Source organism: Pseudomonas sp. W5-36 (assembly GCF_046540455.1).
Lineage (GTDB): Bacteria > Pseudomonadota > Gammaproteobacteria > Pseudomonadales > Pseudomonadaceae > Aquipseudomonas > Aquipseudomonas graminis_B.
Window position 1 is genome coordinate 131,301 of record NZ_JAXCIQ010000007.1, and the last position, 13,298, is coordinate 144,598.

General features: G+C 59.5%; 12 protein-coding genes. 10 read left to right on the plus strand and 2 right to left on the minus strand.

Annotated elements, in window-relative coordinates:
• Positions 1-12 precede the first annotated feature (12 nt).
• A complete protein-coding gene (locus tag SLW74_RS14605) occupies positions 13-567 on the minus strand; it encodes a cytochrome b (RefSeq protein WP_410929303.1) in 555 nt (184 codons plus the stop codon).
• A gap of 675 nt (positions 568-1,242) precedes the next feature.
• Between SLW74_RS14605 and SLW74_RS14610 the strand changes: the two genes are divergently transcribed.
• From SLW74_RS14610 to SLW74_RS14640, 7 genes are all read left to right on the plus strand, one after another.
• Entirely contained in the window at positions 1,243-2,346 is a 1,104-nt protein-coding gene (locus SLW74_RS14610) for a transaldolase family protein (protein WP_410929304.1), read from the plus strand.
• A complete protein-coding gene (locus SLW74_RS14615; protein ID WP_410929305.1) occupies positions 2,343-3,080 on the plus strand; it encodes a sulfotransferase family protein in 738 nt (245 codons plus the stop codon). The genes SLW74_RS14610 and SLW74_RS14615 overlap by 4 nt, the downstream gene beginning before the upstream one ends.
• Positions 3,077-3,808: an SDR family NAD(P)-dependent oxidoreductase gene (locus tag SLW74_RS14620; protein ID WP_065986486.1), complete on the plus strand. Its 732-nt coding sequence runs from the start codon at positions 3,077-3,079 to the stop codon at positions 3,806-3,808. Before SLW74_RS14615 ends, SLW74_RS14620 begins: the two co-directional genes overlap by 4 nt.
• A 45-nt stretch (positions 3,809-3,853) precedes the next feature.
• Positions 3,854-5,056, plus strand: coding sequence for a hypothetical protein (locus tag SLW74_RS14625; RefSeq protein ID WP_410929306.1), 1,203 nt, complete (start codon positions 3,854-3,856; stop codon positions 5,054-5,056).
• Positions 5,025-5,807 carry a class I SAM-dependent methyltransferase gene (locus SLW74_RS14630; protein WP_410929307.1) on the plus strand — a complete coding sequence of 261 codons (783 nt, stop codon included), beginning with the start codon at positions 5,025-5,027 and terminating at the stop codon, positions 5,805-5,807. The genes SLW74_RS14625 and SLW74_RS14630 overlap by 32 nt, the downstream gene beginning before the upstream one ends.
• A gap of 25 nt (positions 5,808-5,832) precedes the next feature.
• Positions 5,833-6,438 (plus strand): adenylyl-sulfate kinase, encoded by a 606-nt coding sequence (gene cysC / locus SLW74_RS14635; RefSeq protein ID WP_410929308.1) that lies wholly within the window; start codon positions 5,833-5,835, stop codon positions 6,436-6,438.
• Between the two features lie 120 nt (positions 6,439-6,558).
• Complete coding sequence (locus tag SLW74_RS14640; protein WP_410929309.1) at positions 6,559-8,136, plus strand: diguanylate cyclase; 1,578 nt, start codon at positions 6,559-6,561, stop codon at positions 8,134-8,136.
• A gap of 116 nt (positions 8,137-8,252) precedes the next feature.
• On the opposite strand, the gene SLW74_RS14645 is transcribed toward SLW74_RS14640, so the two are convergent.
• Positions 8,253-8,516, minus strand: a complete 264-nt coding sequence (locus SLW74_RS14645) for a hypothetical protein (protein ID WP_410929310.1) — start codon at positions 8,514-8,516, stop codon at positions 8,253-8,255.
• 72 nt (positions 8,517-8,588) lie between these two features.
• Between SLW74_RS14645 and SLW74_RS14650 the strand changes: the two genes are divergently transcribed.
• From SLW74_RS14650 to SLW74_RS14660, 3 genes are all read left to right on the plus strand, one after another.
• Positions 8,589-9,815, plus strand: coding sequence for an MFS transporter (locus SLW74_RS14650; protein WP_410929311.1), 1,227 nt, complete (start codon positions 8,589-8,591; stop codon positions 9,813-9,815).
• Between the two features lie 307 nt (positions 9,816-10,122).
• On the plus strand, positions 10,123-10,920 hold the full coding sequence (locus tag SLW74_RS14655; protein WP_065986498.1) for a hypothetical protein: 798 nt from the start codon (positions 10,123-10,125) through the stop codon (positions 10,918-10,920).
• A 679-nt stretch (positions 10,921-11,599) separates the two neighbouring features.
• Positions 11,600-13,222 carry a methyl-accepting chemotaxis protein gene (locus SLW74_RS14660; protein ID WP_410929312.1) on the plus strand — a complete coding sequence of 541 codons (1,623 nt, stop codon included), beginning with the start codon at positions 11,600-11,602 and terminating at the stop codon, positions 13,220-13,222.
• Positions 13,223-13,298: the final 76 nt, after the last annotated feature.

Genomic DNA, 13,298 nt, shown 5'->3' on the forward strand with positions numbered 1-13,298 from the left:
GAACGGTCCGGCCTACACCATGCGCTTGACGGTGTTGTCCTTGCGCACGAAGTGGTGCCAGATCGCCGCAATCACGTGCAGGCCTATGACGTAGTAGAAAATCGTGCCCAGCAAGACGTGGTAATGCTCCAGCGTTTCGGCGGTGTCCTTGGACAGGTCGAACGGCGCGGGAATGCTCAGGGATGTCAAGGGGATCGGCAGTGCGCCGCGCTCCAGCAGCACCGTGAACAGACCCAGCAGCGGTTGCGCGAACAGGAACGCATACAGCGCGTAATGGGACAGCGTGGCGGCCAGACGCAATACGCCTTCCAGGGGCGGAGTAATCCCCGGCGGCGTGTGGCGGTGACGCTCGGCGATGCGGAAAAACGCCATGACCAGCACCACGATGCCGACCCAGAAATGCGTTTGCACAACGAAAGTCCGCGCGTCACTGCCACGGGCCAGCTGGGTGCGGCTCAGGATCAGCGCATACGCCAGCACAATCAGGATCGCCATCACCCAGTGAAACCAGCGGGCTTTCCAGCGGGCTTTGTAGCTGTAGCGTTCGGTAGCGGAAGGTTTGCTCACGGTCAGGTCTCTTGGTCTGTTTTTTTGAGTGGCGCAGTGCGGTGACCGCCCCTGCGCTTTCTTAACCCAATGGCTGACGGTCGTCGAGGAGAACGTGCAAGGCGCGCTGCAAGAAAGCCGTCGCTTGTTCCTCGGAGAAACGTGTTGACGACACATGCGCTTACATCTTGGCCACTCATTAATATAAGTAGTATGACTAATTAATTCAGCGATCCCTGGGTGTAACTTTTATTGTGAATCATGACGCATCAATACAATTTTGCACTGGATCTTGTATTGAACATTCATTTTCATTCGTTTGAGTTACTTCGAAAAAGGGAAGAAATTCTGATAGAGATTCATCTTCATATCAGCGATAACAAAGCGTTTTTCTTATTCGAATTTGGCATTAGAATCCCGGCCAATTGCATTTGACAGGTTATGGGAATGGATCCATCTTAGAGCCTCGAAGGCTCAGTTTCCTGACTATCAGCTTGAAATAGCTGGCATTTTGCCCGTGTACAGCCGGGGCCTCGATTTTCGTGAATTTATCGAACCGGGAAGGGCACCCTCATGGATGTTTCGGGCTTCGTTCAGCGATTAAAAACATATAATTCCGATTCGGAAGTATGGTTCGATTCTTCACCCCTTATATATAAGCAGTGCCAAAGGCGGTTATTACAGACCTACCCGGATATGCAGTCGTCGGTTATTGCGCTGTTGCCTGAAGCATTGGGTTCATCGGCCGCGGGTGTCAGCGGAGCCACTACAAATCCTGCGTTGATGGGGCAGGCGTTGGTGACCCATTCAGCCCACTACCGATCATTCCTCCACACCTTGCCGGCGTCCCTGCCTGCGGACATTCGCCTGCGATCGCTTTATGACCAACTGATCATCGACAGCGCGCAGCTGTTACTACCGCTGTTCCTGCAATCCTGGCATCGAACGGGCTGGCTGTCCGCGCAGATCGAGGGCGGGCACTGGATGAATCAGGACGCGCTGGTGGCCCGCGGGCTCGAACTGGCGGCGCTGGCGCCGAACATCATGATCAAGATCCCGGGCAGCGCTCAGGGCTATCGCGCCATCGAGCAACTGGTCGCCCGGGGCTGCTCGATCAATAACACCTTCTGTTTTAGCGTCTCTCAGCTGGATGCCTGCCTCAAGGCCATTCAAGCCGGGCGCCAGCGGGCGCTTGCCAACGGTGTGAACACGGAGCGGGCGCGTTACGTGGTGAGCTTCATGATCGGCCGGCTGGGTGCGGAACCGGAATTCGAGCGGCAGGCGCGGGGCCGTCGCCTCCACCTTGGCCAGACGGATAAGCGCTGGGCCGAACTCGCGGTGTACCAAGCGATGCAGGCGCTGATGCGACGGTGCGAGACACCGGCGCAACTGTTGCTGTGCAGTATCAAGGTCGACACCGATGCGCGTGGGCGTGAACATTGCTGGCACCTGCAGCGCACCGGCGCCGACACCACGCTGTACACGTTGACGCCTGAACTCATCGAATTCCTCATACGCCGTCAGCAGGCCGGGCGCAGCATCGCACCGGCGACGGAATGGGTGCAGATTCCCGGCAAAGTGCTGGACCGCCTTCTGGCCATTCCGTATTTCAACCAGGCGTACTTTGAGGGCGGCCTGACCTCGGACGAATACGCCCGTTATCCGGCGTTCCTGACTGCGGGCAATGACGCACGCCTGGGCGTGCAGCGTCTGCAGGGCTTCATCGCCGACACGCTTGATCCGCCCGTTTCCACGCCGCCCGTCGCGCGTCACAAAACGACCATGGAGGGCCGCGCATGAACCGCATGATCGGCCTCTGGGCCCATCCCCGCTCGCGGTCGACGATCCTCGAAAGGGTGTTCATCGAGCGCGGTGACTTCGAGGTTTTTCACGAGCCGTTTTCGCACATGGCCTTCGACGAACAGTCCGCCATTCCCCATGGGGACCTCAACTGCGGCATGCCCCGTGACTATGAAGCGATCAAGGCCCTGTTGCGCGACGCCCGCCAGCGCGCTCACGTTTTCCATAAGGATATGGCCTACCACTGCCTCACGCCGCTGAAGGCCGACGCCGAGTTTCTCGCAGAGCAACAGAACGTCTTCATCGTTCGCGACCCGGCCCGGGCAATTGTTTCCCACCACGCCATCTTCCCGCAGATGCCCGCGCACGCCATCGGCCATCAAGCGCTGTACGAAGTCTTCTGCGAGGTCAGGCGGCTGACCGGCAAAACCCCTTGTGTGATCAACGCCGAGGACCTGGCCAGCCATCCGGAAACCACCCTGCGCAGGCTTTGTGACCACCTGCAGCTGGATTTCCTGCCCGAAGCATTGAGCTGGAATGCGAGGTGCCCCGAGCAATGGAAAGCCTGGCGCAGCTGGCACAAGGACGCCGAGAACAGCACCACGATCACGCCGGATAGCGCCGATTTCGACCCGCGACCGCTGCACGATAATCCCCATCTGATGGCGTATGACCAGCTGCATCGACCTTTCTACGAACGCATGAATCAGTTCACCGAGCAGGGACAGCCATGAAAAAGATCGTGATCACCGGCGCCGCCAACGGCATTGGCAAGGCCACCACCCTGGCCTGCGTCAAGGCGGGCTACTACGTCATCGCAGCGGACAGCGACAGGCTGGGCCTGCAGTCGCTTCAGGCAAGCCTGCCCCTGCACCGACTGGAAACCCACCTGGCTGACTTCTCCCAGGCGCACGTCTATCAGTCGTTTATCGGCAACCTGTACGACCTTCACAATCACCGGGCGCTGTATGCCCTGGTCAACAACGCGGGGATCTATCACGGCAAAGGTGTGTACGACTACACCGACGCGGAAGTGGATGAGATCTGGGCCGTCAACCTCAAATCCCTGGGGTATCTGTCCAAGGACTTCGCACGGCGGGAGTCGGCGGCCGACTACTCGCGCAGCATCGTCAACATCACGTCGGTGGCAGGGGAGGTCGGCAGCATGGATGCGTGGTACGGCGTGACCAAGGCTGGCGTGATCGGCCTTACCAAGGCGAACGCCTGGAATTTCGGCCCCCGGATCAGGGTAAACGCTGTGTCCCCGGGGCTGATTCGCGACACCTCGATCCATGACCGTATTCCCGAGCACCGACGCCGTGAGTACGAGCGCCAGGAAATCCTCAAGGAGCCCATTCAGCCGGACGGCGTGGCCGACGTCATTCTGTTTCTGCTGTCGGAACAGAGCCGTCACCTGACCGGAAAAGTCATCGCAGTGGATAACGGCGCCTACCCGCGCTAGCGATCGAAAACACCGTCGTCCCTCACGTATTTCAGGGAGAACACCATGCATCGCAAAAAACTGCTCATCGTTGGCGGCGGCAACCTGTGCCTGCAAGTCCTGCAGATCCTGGGCCCGCGCAACCCGTTCGAATTCCACGTCGCCAGTCGAGACCTCGGAAAGGCCACGCGGATGTGCAACCTGATCCGACTGGCCGCGCTTCAACAGAACGTCAACATTCAGATTGAAAGCCATCAGATGGACCTGCGCGAAGCCTGCATCAGCCGCAACGCCGAAACGCTGCTCAAGATTCGCCCGGACATCATCCTCAACTGTGCCTCGCTGCAATCCTGGCGGGTGATCACGCAGTTGCCGGCCGAGCGTTTTGCTGCCCTTGATCAGGCGCAGCTCGGGCCTTGGCTGCCGATGCACCTGGCGCCGGCCTACGCACTGATGCGAGCCGTCAAACAGTCCTGCCCGAAAAGTCTGGTGGTCAACGCGGCGTTCCCGGATGCGGTCAACCCGATCCTCTACAAGGTCGGCATGGCGCCCGACGTCGGCATCGGCAACATCGCCAACCTGATCCCGGCCACCCGCAGCGCCATTGCGCATTTGTCCGGCTGCCTGCCAACTCAGGTCTGCGCCAAGCTGGTCGGGCATCACTATTTCAGCCATTGCGTGCCTCGCCATGGCCTGCCGCCGCAACGCATGGAGCCTATCTTCAACCTGACGTACTGGATCGACGGTGAAGAGCGCACCGGCGAGCACGCGCCCGAGGCTATTTTCGATTGCGTCGCCCGTCAATTCAGCCGGCTGGGCGGCGTCGACGGCCAGTACCTCACCGCCATGTCGGCGGTGACGGTGCTGGAAAACCTGCACGCCGAGCATGAGGTGCGGGTGCATGGGCCCGGGCCTCAGGGGTTGCCCGGCGGTTATCCGGTCAAGGTTGGCATGGGCAAAGTCCTGCTCGACCTGCCATACGGCGTGACCCGGGAAGAGGCGATCAGGGTGAATGAGGCGGGGCAGCGGCTCGACGGCATCACGCTGATTCGTGCCGACGGCTCGGCGGTGTTTGGCGAGGTGCAGAGGCAGATCATGCAGCGCGAGCTCAACTTCGCCATGGCCGAGATGCGCGTGTGTGACGCTGCGGCGTGGGCGGAAGAGCTGGGCAGCAAATACCTGGCGTACGCAGAAGGCACTCCCCACACCAACAGCCACCACACAGGAGTCGCCGCCCATGGCGCCGGTCATCGCGCTTTTGCCTGCTGACCGATCGGCAACCGCCGATCACGACTACACCCGCCAGTACGTGGCGGACTTCGTCGAGCGCTGGGACGAACTCATCGACTGGGAAAAGCGCGCAGCCGGCGAAGGTTCTTTTTTCTTCGACCTGCTGCGCCAGGCCGGCGCCTGGCGTGTGCTGGATGCCGCCACCGGCAGCGGCTTTCATGGGGCGCAGTTGCACAAGGCCGGCTTTGACGTCACCGCGTGTGACGGCAGCGCGACCATGGTGGATCGCGCCCGGCGCAACTTCGATCGGCTGGGCGTCGATGTACCGGTCCACCGTTGCGAGTGGCAAGCGCTGGACGCTCGCGTACTGGGCAGGTTCGACGCGGTGCTGTGCCTCGGCAGTTCGCTTTGCCACCTGTTCGACCGCGACGCGCGCATCGCGGTGTTGAAGCGGTTTCGGCAGATGCTCAAACCCGGCGGAATGCTGCTGATCGATCAGCGCAATTTCGAAGCGATTCTCGCCGGGCGCTTCACGTCTTCAGGGCGCTATTACTACTGCGGCAACTCCGCCAGCATCACCCTCGGCGAACTCGACGAGTCGGTGTGCGAGTTCGTGTATCGCTTTGCCGACGGTGCACAGTATCGGCTGCGGGTGTGCCCGATTCGTCCGCGACACCTGCAGGAAGAGTTGCGAGAGGCCGGGTTCCGTACCGTGTCTGCCTACGGCGATTTCAAGCCGATCTACGACGTCATGGACGTGGATTTCGTCATTCACAAAGCCCACATCTGATGCTGATCCACGCAGGAGTTTGGTCATGAGCACGCGCCATCCTGGGCTGACGCAGCACCACAACCTGGTGCCATACCCGTTCAGCGAGATCACTCCGGCCCCGTCCGCCGTCCGACCGAGGGTCATCTGGTTGACCGGGCTCTCGGCGGCGGGGAAGTCCACCATCGTCGACAGCCTGAACCCGGTGCTGCAGGCGCGCGGGTTAACCACCTGCATTCTGGACGGGGATTCGGTGCGCACCGGCTTGTGCCGCGATCTGAGTTTTTCTGCGGAGGACCGAGAGGAAAATGTGCGGCGGGTGGCGGAAGTGGCCGCGTTGATGGTTGATGCGGGGCTGACGGTGATGGTCGCGTTGATCTCGCCGACCCGCTCGGCCCGGAAGCTGGCCCGCTCGATCGTTGGCGGTGCGCGGTTTGTGGAAGTGTTTGTCGACGTGCCTCTGGCGGTGGCTGAAGCCCGGGACCCGAAGGGGTTTTACCGGCGCGCGCGGGCAGGGGGCATTACGGGGTTTACCGGGGTGGATTCAGCGTATGAACCGCCGGTGTTTCCGGAGCTGCATATTCGCAGTGATGAAGTGGATGTGGGGCGGGCGGTGAAGATGATTGATGACTGGTTGTTGGCGCGGGGGTAGGGCGCTGTGTATCGGCTGTGCACGCTTTCACCGTGCGTGATGGGCCGCAAAATGGCTCATTGCAGCACCACGGTACGGAAACTGCATAGGTCCCCCTACCGCCAATCCGATGACAGCCCAATGAAGCATTTCTCCTTTATGTCGACCAGGTTAACCGCCTCGGCGCTCAGCAAAGCGCTGATCAGCTTCATTGCCCTGGTTTGTCTATCGTTGATTCTGGCGACAGCCTGGCAGATGAACCAGTCCAAGCGTGAGCGCATCGCCACCGCGCAAATTGCGGTCTCCAACATCGTCCTTGCCGCTGAGCAGCAAGCCCAGGACACCCTGAGACAGGCTGACAACACGCTGCGCGATCTCGTTGAGCGTGTTGAACATGACGGCATCGCAGGTGAGCAGCAAACACGATTAACCAAGCTGATGGCTCAAGCCGTGGTGAACGTGGAAGGGATTCAAGGGCTCTTCATCTACGATGCCCAGGGCAATTGGGTCGCCAACTCCTTCTCCAAAGGCGTCAAGGCTAAAACCAACGACGACCGCGCCTACTTCGTCTATCACCGTGATAACGCTGATGAATCCATCCACATCGGCTCCATTGTGGAGAGCCGGAATACGGGGGACATGGTCATCCCGATCAGTCGGCGTATCACTGCGGCTGACGGCAGTTTCGCAGGTGTTGCCCTGGCAACGGTTCCCGTGGCTTATTTTCAGAAGTTTTTTGAGCGCATGGACGTCGACGACAAGGGCGTCATCTTCCTGGCCCTGAACAATGGCGACTTGCTGGCCCGGCGGCCTACATTAACCGCATTGATGACCACCAACGTGGCCAAGGGCGATATCTTCACGCGCTATCTACCCTATAGCGATAGCGGCACCGCCGTTATCACCTCTGTGGTGGATGGCATCGAGAGGATCTACGCCTATCGGCGCGTGTCCGGATTACCCATCGTCGCCGCGGCTGGCGTCTCTTGCGAATACGTCCTCGCGCCCTGGTGGGCCTATGCGCAACGATCCATCATCCTGACCGGCATGATTATCCTGGCCCTGGTTCTGCTCGGCATCTTGTTGTACCGACAAATCAAGCAGGTGATGACTGCAGAAGGTGAACTGAACATTGCCCGCAACGAGCTGGAGATCATCGCTCAGACCGACAGCTTGACGCATCTGCCCAATCGACGTTGCTTCGACGCTGCCCTGCACCGGGAGTGGGGACGGGCAAGCCGTAATCACTCAACGATCGCCATTATTTTGTTGGATATTGACTGGTTCAAACAATACAACGACAACTACGGCCATCTCCGGGGTGACGACTGCCTGAAGCAGGTCGCGGGGCTGATCGGCAACAGTGTCAAGCGGGCAGGGGATGTCGCGGCACGTTACGGCGGTGAAGAGTTTGTCATGCTGCTGCCCGAAACGGACCTGGCGGGTGCGTTGAGTGTGGCCGAAAAGGTCAAGTCATCCATCGCGGACAACTGCATAGAGCACTCAGCCAGCCCGCTGGGCAATCTCACGATCAGCTCGGGCGTGGTGGTGATCGACGCACCCGACAAAGAGGGCTATACAGCCGCGCTTGAAGAAGCCGATCGACTCCTTTACTTCGCTAAAACCAAGGGTCGCAACCGTGTCGAGGGACGATTGATTCAGGGGGCGTGTGCGGATAATCACCTTGCCGAGGAGTTACCCGCAACGCTGGTTATTTAAGCGCAGTCCATGGCTGCATCGCTTCACACGATAAGTGCTGCAGGCAGCGATAAAGAAAGAAAACGCATCGACAATCCTTTCAAATAACAGCCTTTGATGAGCGGAAATCAGCGCACTCAGAGATGTTTTTTGACTTCTTTATCCAGATGCTTATCCGCTTTATGACGTTCCTCGTCGTCATGTTTAACGCCTTTATCCACTTCGCTGGCGTCGTGCTTGACGCCTTTGTCGGCTTCCTTGGCATCGTGTTCTACGCCCTTGTCCAACTCCCGATTGTCGTGACGGATACCTTTTGCCACGTCGTCTTCGGCGAGGGCCAAAGGAACAACGGACGCAGTCATCAGTGCAGTGATGAGTGCAGACGAAACGAGCTTGTGCATGGTAATACTCCTGAGCGAACGTCGAGGTCCTCATGACCCCATCGCTTTTCAGCGTAGACAAAGTTCCGCAACATGGAAGTCGTTTGGCAATGTCACGCCCACGCGCACAAGGGGGCACACGTGCTGGTGACCGGAATCCTCTGGATAGCGTTTTTCATCATTAACTTCAACGTGGTGATGATGATCCCGCTGCTGCCTTTTATTCAGCGTGATCTGCACCTTTCTTCCAGTGAGTCAGGGTGGATATTGGCCGCTTTTCCGGTCGTGGCGCTGATCAGCAATCTCGCCCTTGGTCCGCTGATTGATCGCTTTGGCAGAAAGCTGTTTATCACGGTGGGAGGGGCTGCTTGCTGCTGCACGCTGCTGATCACCGCCGCATCCTACAGCGCTTCGATGATCGTGCTGAGTCGGGCGGCGACAGGGCTGTTCATGCCGATGATTGGCGCATCGATTTTCGCCGCCCTGGCGGACAATGTCCCCGAGCCCAAACGCACCAGGGCAGCCGGGTATGTCACCACCGCCGCGCCCATTGCCTTTTTGTGCTCGCTGTCGATGGGCGTTGTCGTCGGAGGGCTGCTGTCGTGGCAAGTCACGGTCATTGGCCTCGCGCTTGTCTGCGCCGCCCTTGCCGGACTGGCGCTTACCTTTCCCACACCGCCTTCAGCTTCGTTGTCCTCTTCCAGAATAAGCCGAGCCATGTACAAGGAGCGCTTGACGTCGCTGTCGGCCAGTCCCGGCACCCGCCCGCTAATGGCGGCGTACTTTTGCTGGTCGATTGGCGTGTACGTTTTTCTGGGGCTGTATCCGAGCTGGCTGGTGCAGCACGGCCTGTCCTCATTCGGCGTCGATACCGTCGGCTCGGTCATCTTCATTGGCGAGGTCGGCGGGCTGTTCGGCGCGATGCTTTCCGCCAGGCTTGCCAGTCGGTTCAACAATCCGTTGCGCCTGTGCGCCGTCGCCTCAATGGCGATCGCGGTGGTGATTCAGGTGATCCCATGGGGCGAGGGCTCGCCGTTTACGCAAGGCGCCGCCTACATGGCTTTCGCGTTCGGCCGAGACCTGATGCTGGCGTTGATCCTGGGCGATGCCATGGGGCTGGTTGAAGCGTCGCGCAGGGGAAGTCTTAACTCATCGCTCAACGCGGTCTACCAAACCGGCGGCACGCTGGGGGGATTGTTGAGTGCCTGGCTCTATGGCTTGAGCACCGGGTACTTTGCGAATGTCGTGGGCGCTTCGCTGGCGTTCGTGGCGTCTGCGGTTTTGCTGCACGGTATCTCGGGGGCGAGGATTCGTTCCTGAGGTCGCCACGGGAGTGTGTACTGCCATTTGTAGTCGGTGAGCCTGAAGCGGGCGCCTGACGCCCGCCCGCAGTGCTTGCATTGCCCCCACGACTACGAGGCGTTTAAAAAAAGAGCGAAAGCGCGTGGTTGCATTGCTCTGTGCGCGGAACCGATCGGCCCTCCAGCGCCACACAAGGGCAACCCACTCACCACGCGAACCTCACAGCGATCGCCCCGTGACAACATCCAACACGCCTGCACCTGTGCAAGCGGCCAAGAGTGGGCTTGGGGCACTGCCAACCGACCTTTCAGTTTGGAGAAAAAACGTGAAATTACCCGGAATCGGCGCCTCGTCGCCCAAGACGCCTGACATTACCCCCCATGCCTCCAAGCCGGACGCCAAACCGACGCCCGACGCGGGCAAACCGACGAATAGCCCCAATGACTCCGGTAACGGCGGCAGCCGCGCCACCGGTAACTTCAGCAACGTGGCCCAAGGTACCGGGGCTCTGGCCAGCGGCGGCGCGGCCATCTATCGGGCTGACCAAAGCACGCAGAATTCCCAATACGCCGCTCAGTCCCCCACAGGCGCGGTCAACTATGGCGGCCCTGCCGGGAGTGGCGCGCCGGCCGCTTTGCAAAACCAGTCTCTGGCTGAGCAAAGCCCGGGGCTGAGCAACAACGGTGAGGCCTCGAAGCCGTCTTCTCCCTTGATGCAGCTGCTTGATAAGTTAATCGGGGCGCTGTTGCAGCCGTTCGGTGGCGGGGCGAGTGCGCATTCCGCCGGCGATTCTGCCCGCACCCAGACCAAGGACGCCCCTGTGGCGGAGAAAGGCGATGACAAGAACGGACTGGCATCGGCCGCTGGCGAAGTGGGCAAAGCGCTGTGGATGGTCCCCGGCTTGAGTAACGTCATGACGGGGATCGGTGAGTCTGATGGCAGCGCTGGCGGGATGATCAAAGGCGGGGTTGAAGGCGGGGTGCACACCGCCAAAGGCGCGGCCGAAGGCCTGATCGGCGGTGGCGGCAACCCGGCGGCCATGGCGGCTGGCGCCTATGCCGGCGCCTTGTCAGAAACCAAAGCGGCACCCGAAGAGGTGCGCAACGTCGCGGGCATGCTCTAAACGATTCCTGCCGCATGTTTCTTTTGGGGGGCATGCCTGGCAGGGCCTGAATCAGGGTACTGAGGATCATCTCCGACAACAGAAACCTTGTAAAAACTGGTCTTTGAGATACGCCACCAGAGCAGTGACAGCCCTGGGAATTTGTGGCGAGTAAGGTCGAACCAGATTGATCTCGTCCGAGAACGCCCCCTTGAGTTGCCAGTGCTCAAGTAGTTGAACCAGAGAACCTTCCCCCCAACGCTGGCTGAGCGCTGATGTTGTTGCCGAGCGAGAGCGACAGGTGCAGTCAACCTGAGAAGCCCACGCACAGCGCCTGCCGAGTGCCTGACGTCTAAAAAACGTTTGGCGATATGCACACAGGCGTCGCGCACCTGTGCGACCAGTTCGCTGCCTGCATCGTCCCCATCAATAGCAGTGTCTGTGTGGCGGAAGTCCTCGACCCTGCTTATCCCGTCAAAAAGTACCGCTCCGGGCTCGAAAAGGGCAGAGGCGTAGGGTGGACTAAAGCGAATCCATCTCCGCGCGCGTGATGCTGCACGTTTGATGGCAAATAACAGCCGGATTCAAGCTGCGAAGAAAGCTGTCGATAAGAGTGATGTCGGAATGATATCGACCAGATTGTTCACGAAAAAAACTAAAAGCCGGAGCGAAGGATGCTCCACTGTCGAAGTGCACACCTATGTTTAGCAAACTCAGTATTACCCAAAAGCTCTATCTCAGTTTCGCCGCGATCGTGGTGATTCTGGGCATTCTTGTCTTCAGTGCCTATCGTGGTTTTGGTCAGGTCGACAGCGCAATTAACAGCAACGTCCACACGTATCGTGTGTTAAATCAGTCCCAGATGGCCCTTGAACAGTTGATCAATATCGAGACCGGCATGCGCGGCTTCGTGATTACTGGCAAGGACAACTTTCTTGAGCCGCAGATTGCCGGTGAAGCGAAGTTTTCCGAGGCGTTGGCAACGCTCAAATCATCGACGATTGATAACGCCGAACAACAGAAACGACTGGCTTCATTGGCGCAGTTACAAACACGCTGGCTGGACGAAGATGTTCATTCGATCATTGCTCAGCGTCGTCAATTGGCACAAAGCGGCAACTCCGATGATTCGGTTGATCAGCGCATCGACAGTGGCGCGGACAAAGCCAAAATGGATGGCATGCGCGGGATCATTTCAGATATCTCGCAGACGGAAGAAGCCCTGCTGGCACGGCGCACTCAAGAGATGAACGACGCCAAGGATCGCGCGATCACGATCCTGATGGCCGGTGGGCTGATTGCCGCCGTTCTGGCAATCATTCTGGCTTACGCCTTGGGCCGCACGGTCCGTGCCCGCCTGCAGGTGGCTATCGACGCGGCAACCGCAGTCGCCGAGGGCAGACTGGACACGGTAATCGATACCAGTACCAGCGATGAACTGCCTAAGGCGTTTGCTCGTATGCAAGCTCGCTTGCGAGAAATGATCCAGCAGATCAATCAAGCTGCCAGCCAGTTGATCGAGTCCGTGCAGAACATCTCAGGGGCGTCGCAGCAGCTTTCCGGCGCGGTGAGCGAACAATCCAACGCAGCATCAGCGATGGCGGCCACGGTTGAAGAGCTGACGGTCAGTATCAATCATGTTTCCAATAACGCGGGGGAGGCCGGTGGACTTGCCAGTCGCTCTGGTCAGCAATCGTTGGATGGATCGGCCGTCATCCAGAACACGCTTACCAGCATGAATGGTATCGCCAAGACCGTGCAGCATGCGTCGACCAAGGTGTCGGAGCTGGGTCAACACTCCGAGCAGATTTCCACCATCGTCAGTGTTATTCAGGGCATCGCAGATCAAACCAATCTGCTTGCCCTCAATGCGGCCATTGAGGCGGCGCGGGCGGGGGAGCAGGGTCGCGGCTTTGCAGTCGTGGCCGACGAGGTGCGGTTGCTGGCGCAGAACACCGGTAAATCCACCAAGGAAATTGCCGGGATGATCGACAAGATCCAGCTCGGCGTCCGCGATACCGTGGAGAGCATGCGCAGCGGCGTGATGGAAGTTAGCCAGGGCGTTGAGATGGCGGAGTCGGCAGGCAAGGCGATTACCGAAATCAGTGAAAGCTCTGGCCAGGTGCTCGTGGTCGTCGAACAGATATCGCTGGCATTGCGTGAGCAAACAGCGGCCAGTCAGGACGTCGCCCGTAACGTCGAGCGATCTGCACAGATGTCCGAGCAGAATAATCTGTCCGTGCAAGATCTTCTGCGCAGCAGCCATGATCTGAATCAGCTGGCGATAGGGCTCAAGCAGGAAGTGGGTCGGTTCCGTCTGTAGGGCTGTCAGAAATGATGTGTTCTTGAAGATGAGTGCGGAAGGCTTGCCGGTATGCCGGGCAGAAGAACACTGCCCT

Bases quoted from the DNA above. Each gene is read 5' to 3' on its own strand.
- SLW74_RS14610 (WP_410929304.1), top strand. From the start codon at position 1,243: ATGCAGTCGTCGGTTATTGCGCTGTTGCCTGAAGCATTGGGTTCATCG.
- SLW74_RS14650 (WP_410929311.1), top strand. From the start codon at position 8,589: ATGGAAGTCGTTTGGCAATGTCACGCCCACGCGCACAAGGGGGCACAC.
- SLW74_RS14620 (WP_065986486.1), top strand. From the start codon at position 3,077: ATGAAAAAGATCGTGATCACCGGCGCCGCCAACGGCATTGGCAAGGCC.
- cysC (WP_410929308.1), top strand. From the start codon at position 5,833: ATGAGCACGCGCCATCCTGGGCTGACGCAGCACCACAACCTGGTGCCA.
- SLW74_RS14615 (WP_410929305.1), top strand. From the start codon at position 2,343: ATGAACCGCATGATCGGCCTCTGGGCCCATCCCCGCTCGCGGTCGACG.
- SLW74_RS14645 (WP_410929310.1), bottom strand. From the start codon at position 8,516: ATGCACAAGCTCGTTTCGTCTGCACTCATCACTGCACTGATGACTGCG.
- SLW74_RS14640 (WP_410929309.1), top strand. From the start codon at position 6,559: ATGAAGCATTTCTCCTTTATGTCGACCAGGTTAACCGCCTCGGCGCTC.
- SLW74_RS14630 (WP_410929307.1), top strand. From the start codon at position 5,025: ATGGCGCCGGTCATCGCGCTTTTGCCTGCTGACCGATCGGCAACCGCC.
- SLW74_RS14625 (WP_410929306.1), top strand. From the start codon at position 3,854: ATGCATCGCAAAAAACTGCTCATCGTTGGCGGCGGCAACCTGTGCCTG.
- SLW74_RS14660 (WP_410929312.1), top strand. From the start codon at position 11,600: ATGTTTAGCAAACTCAGTATTACCCAAAAGCTCTATCTCAGTTTCGCC.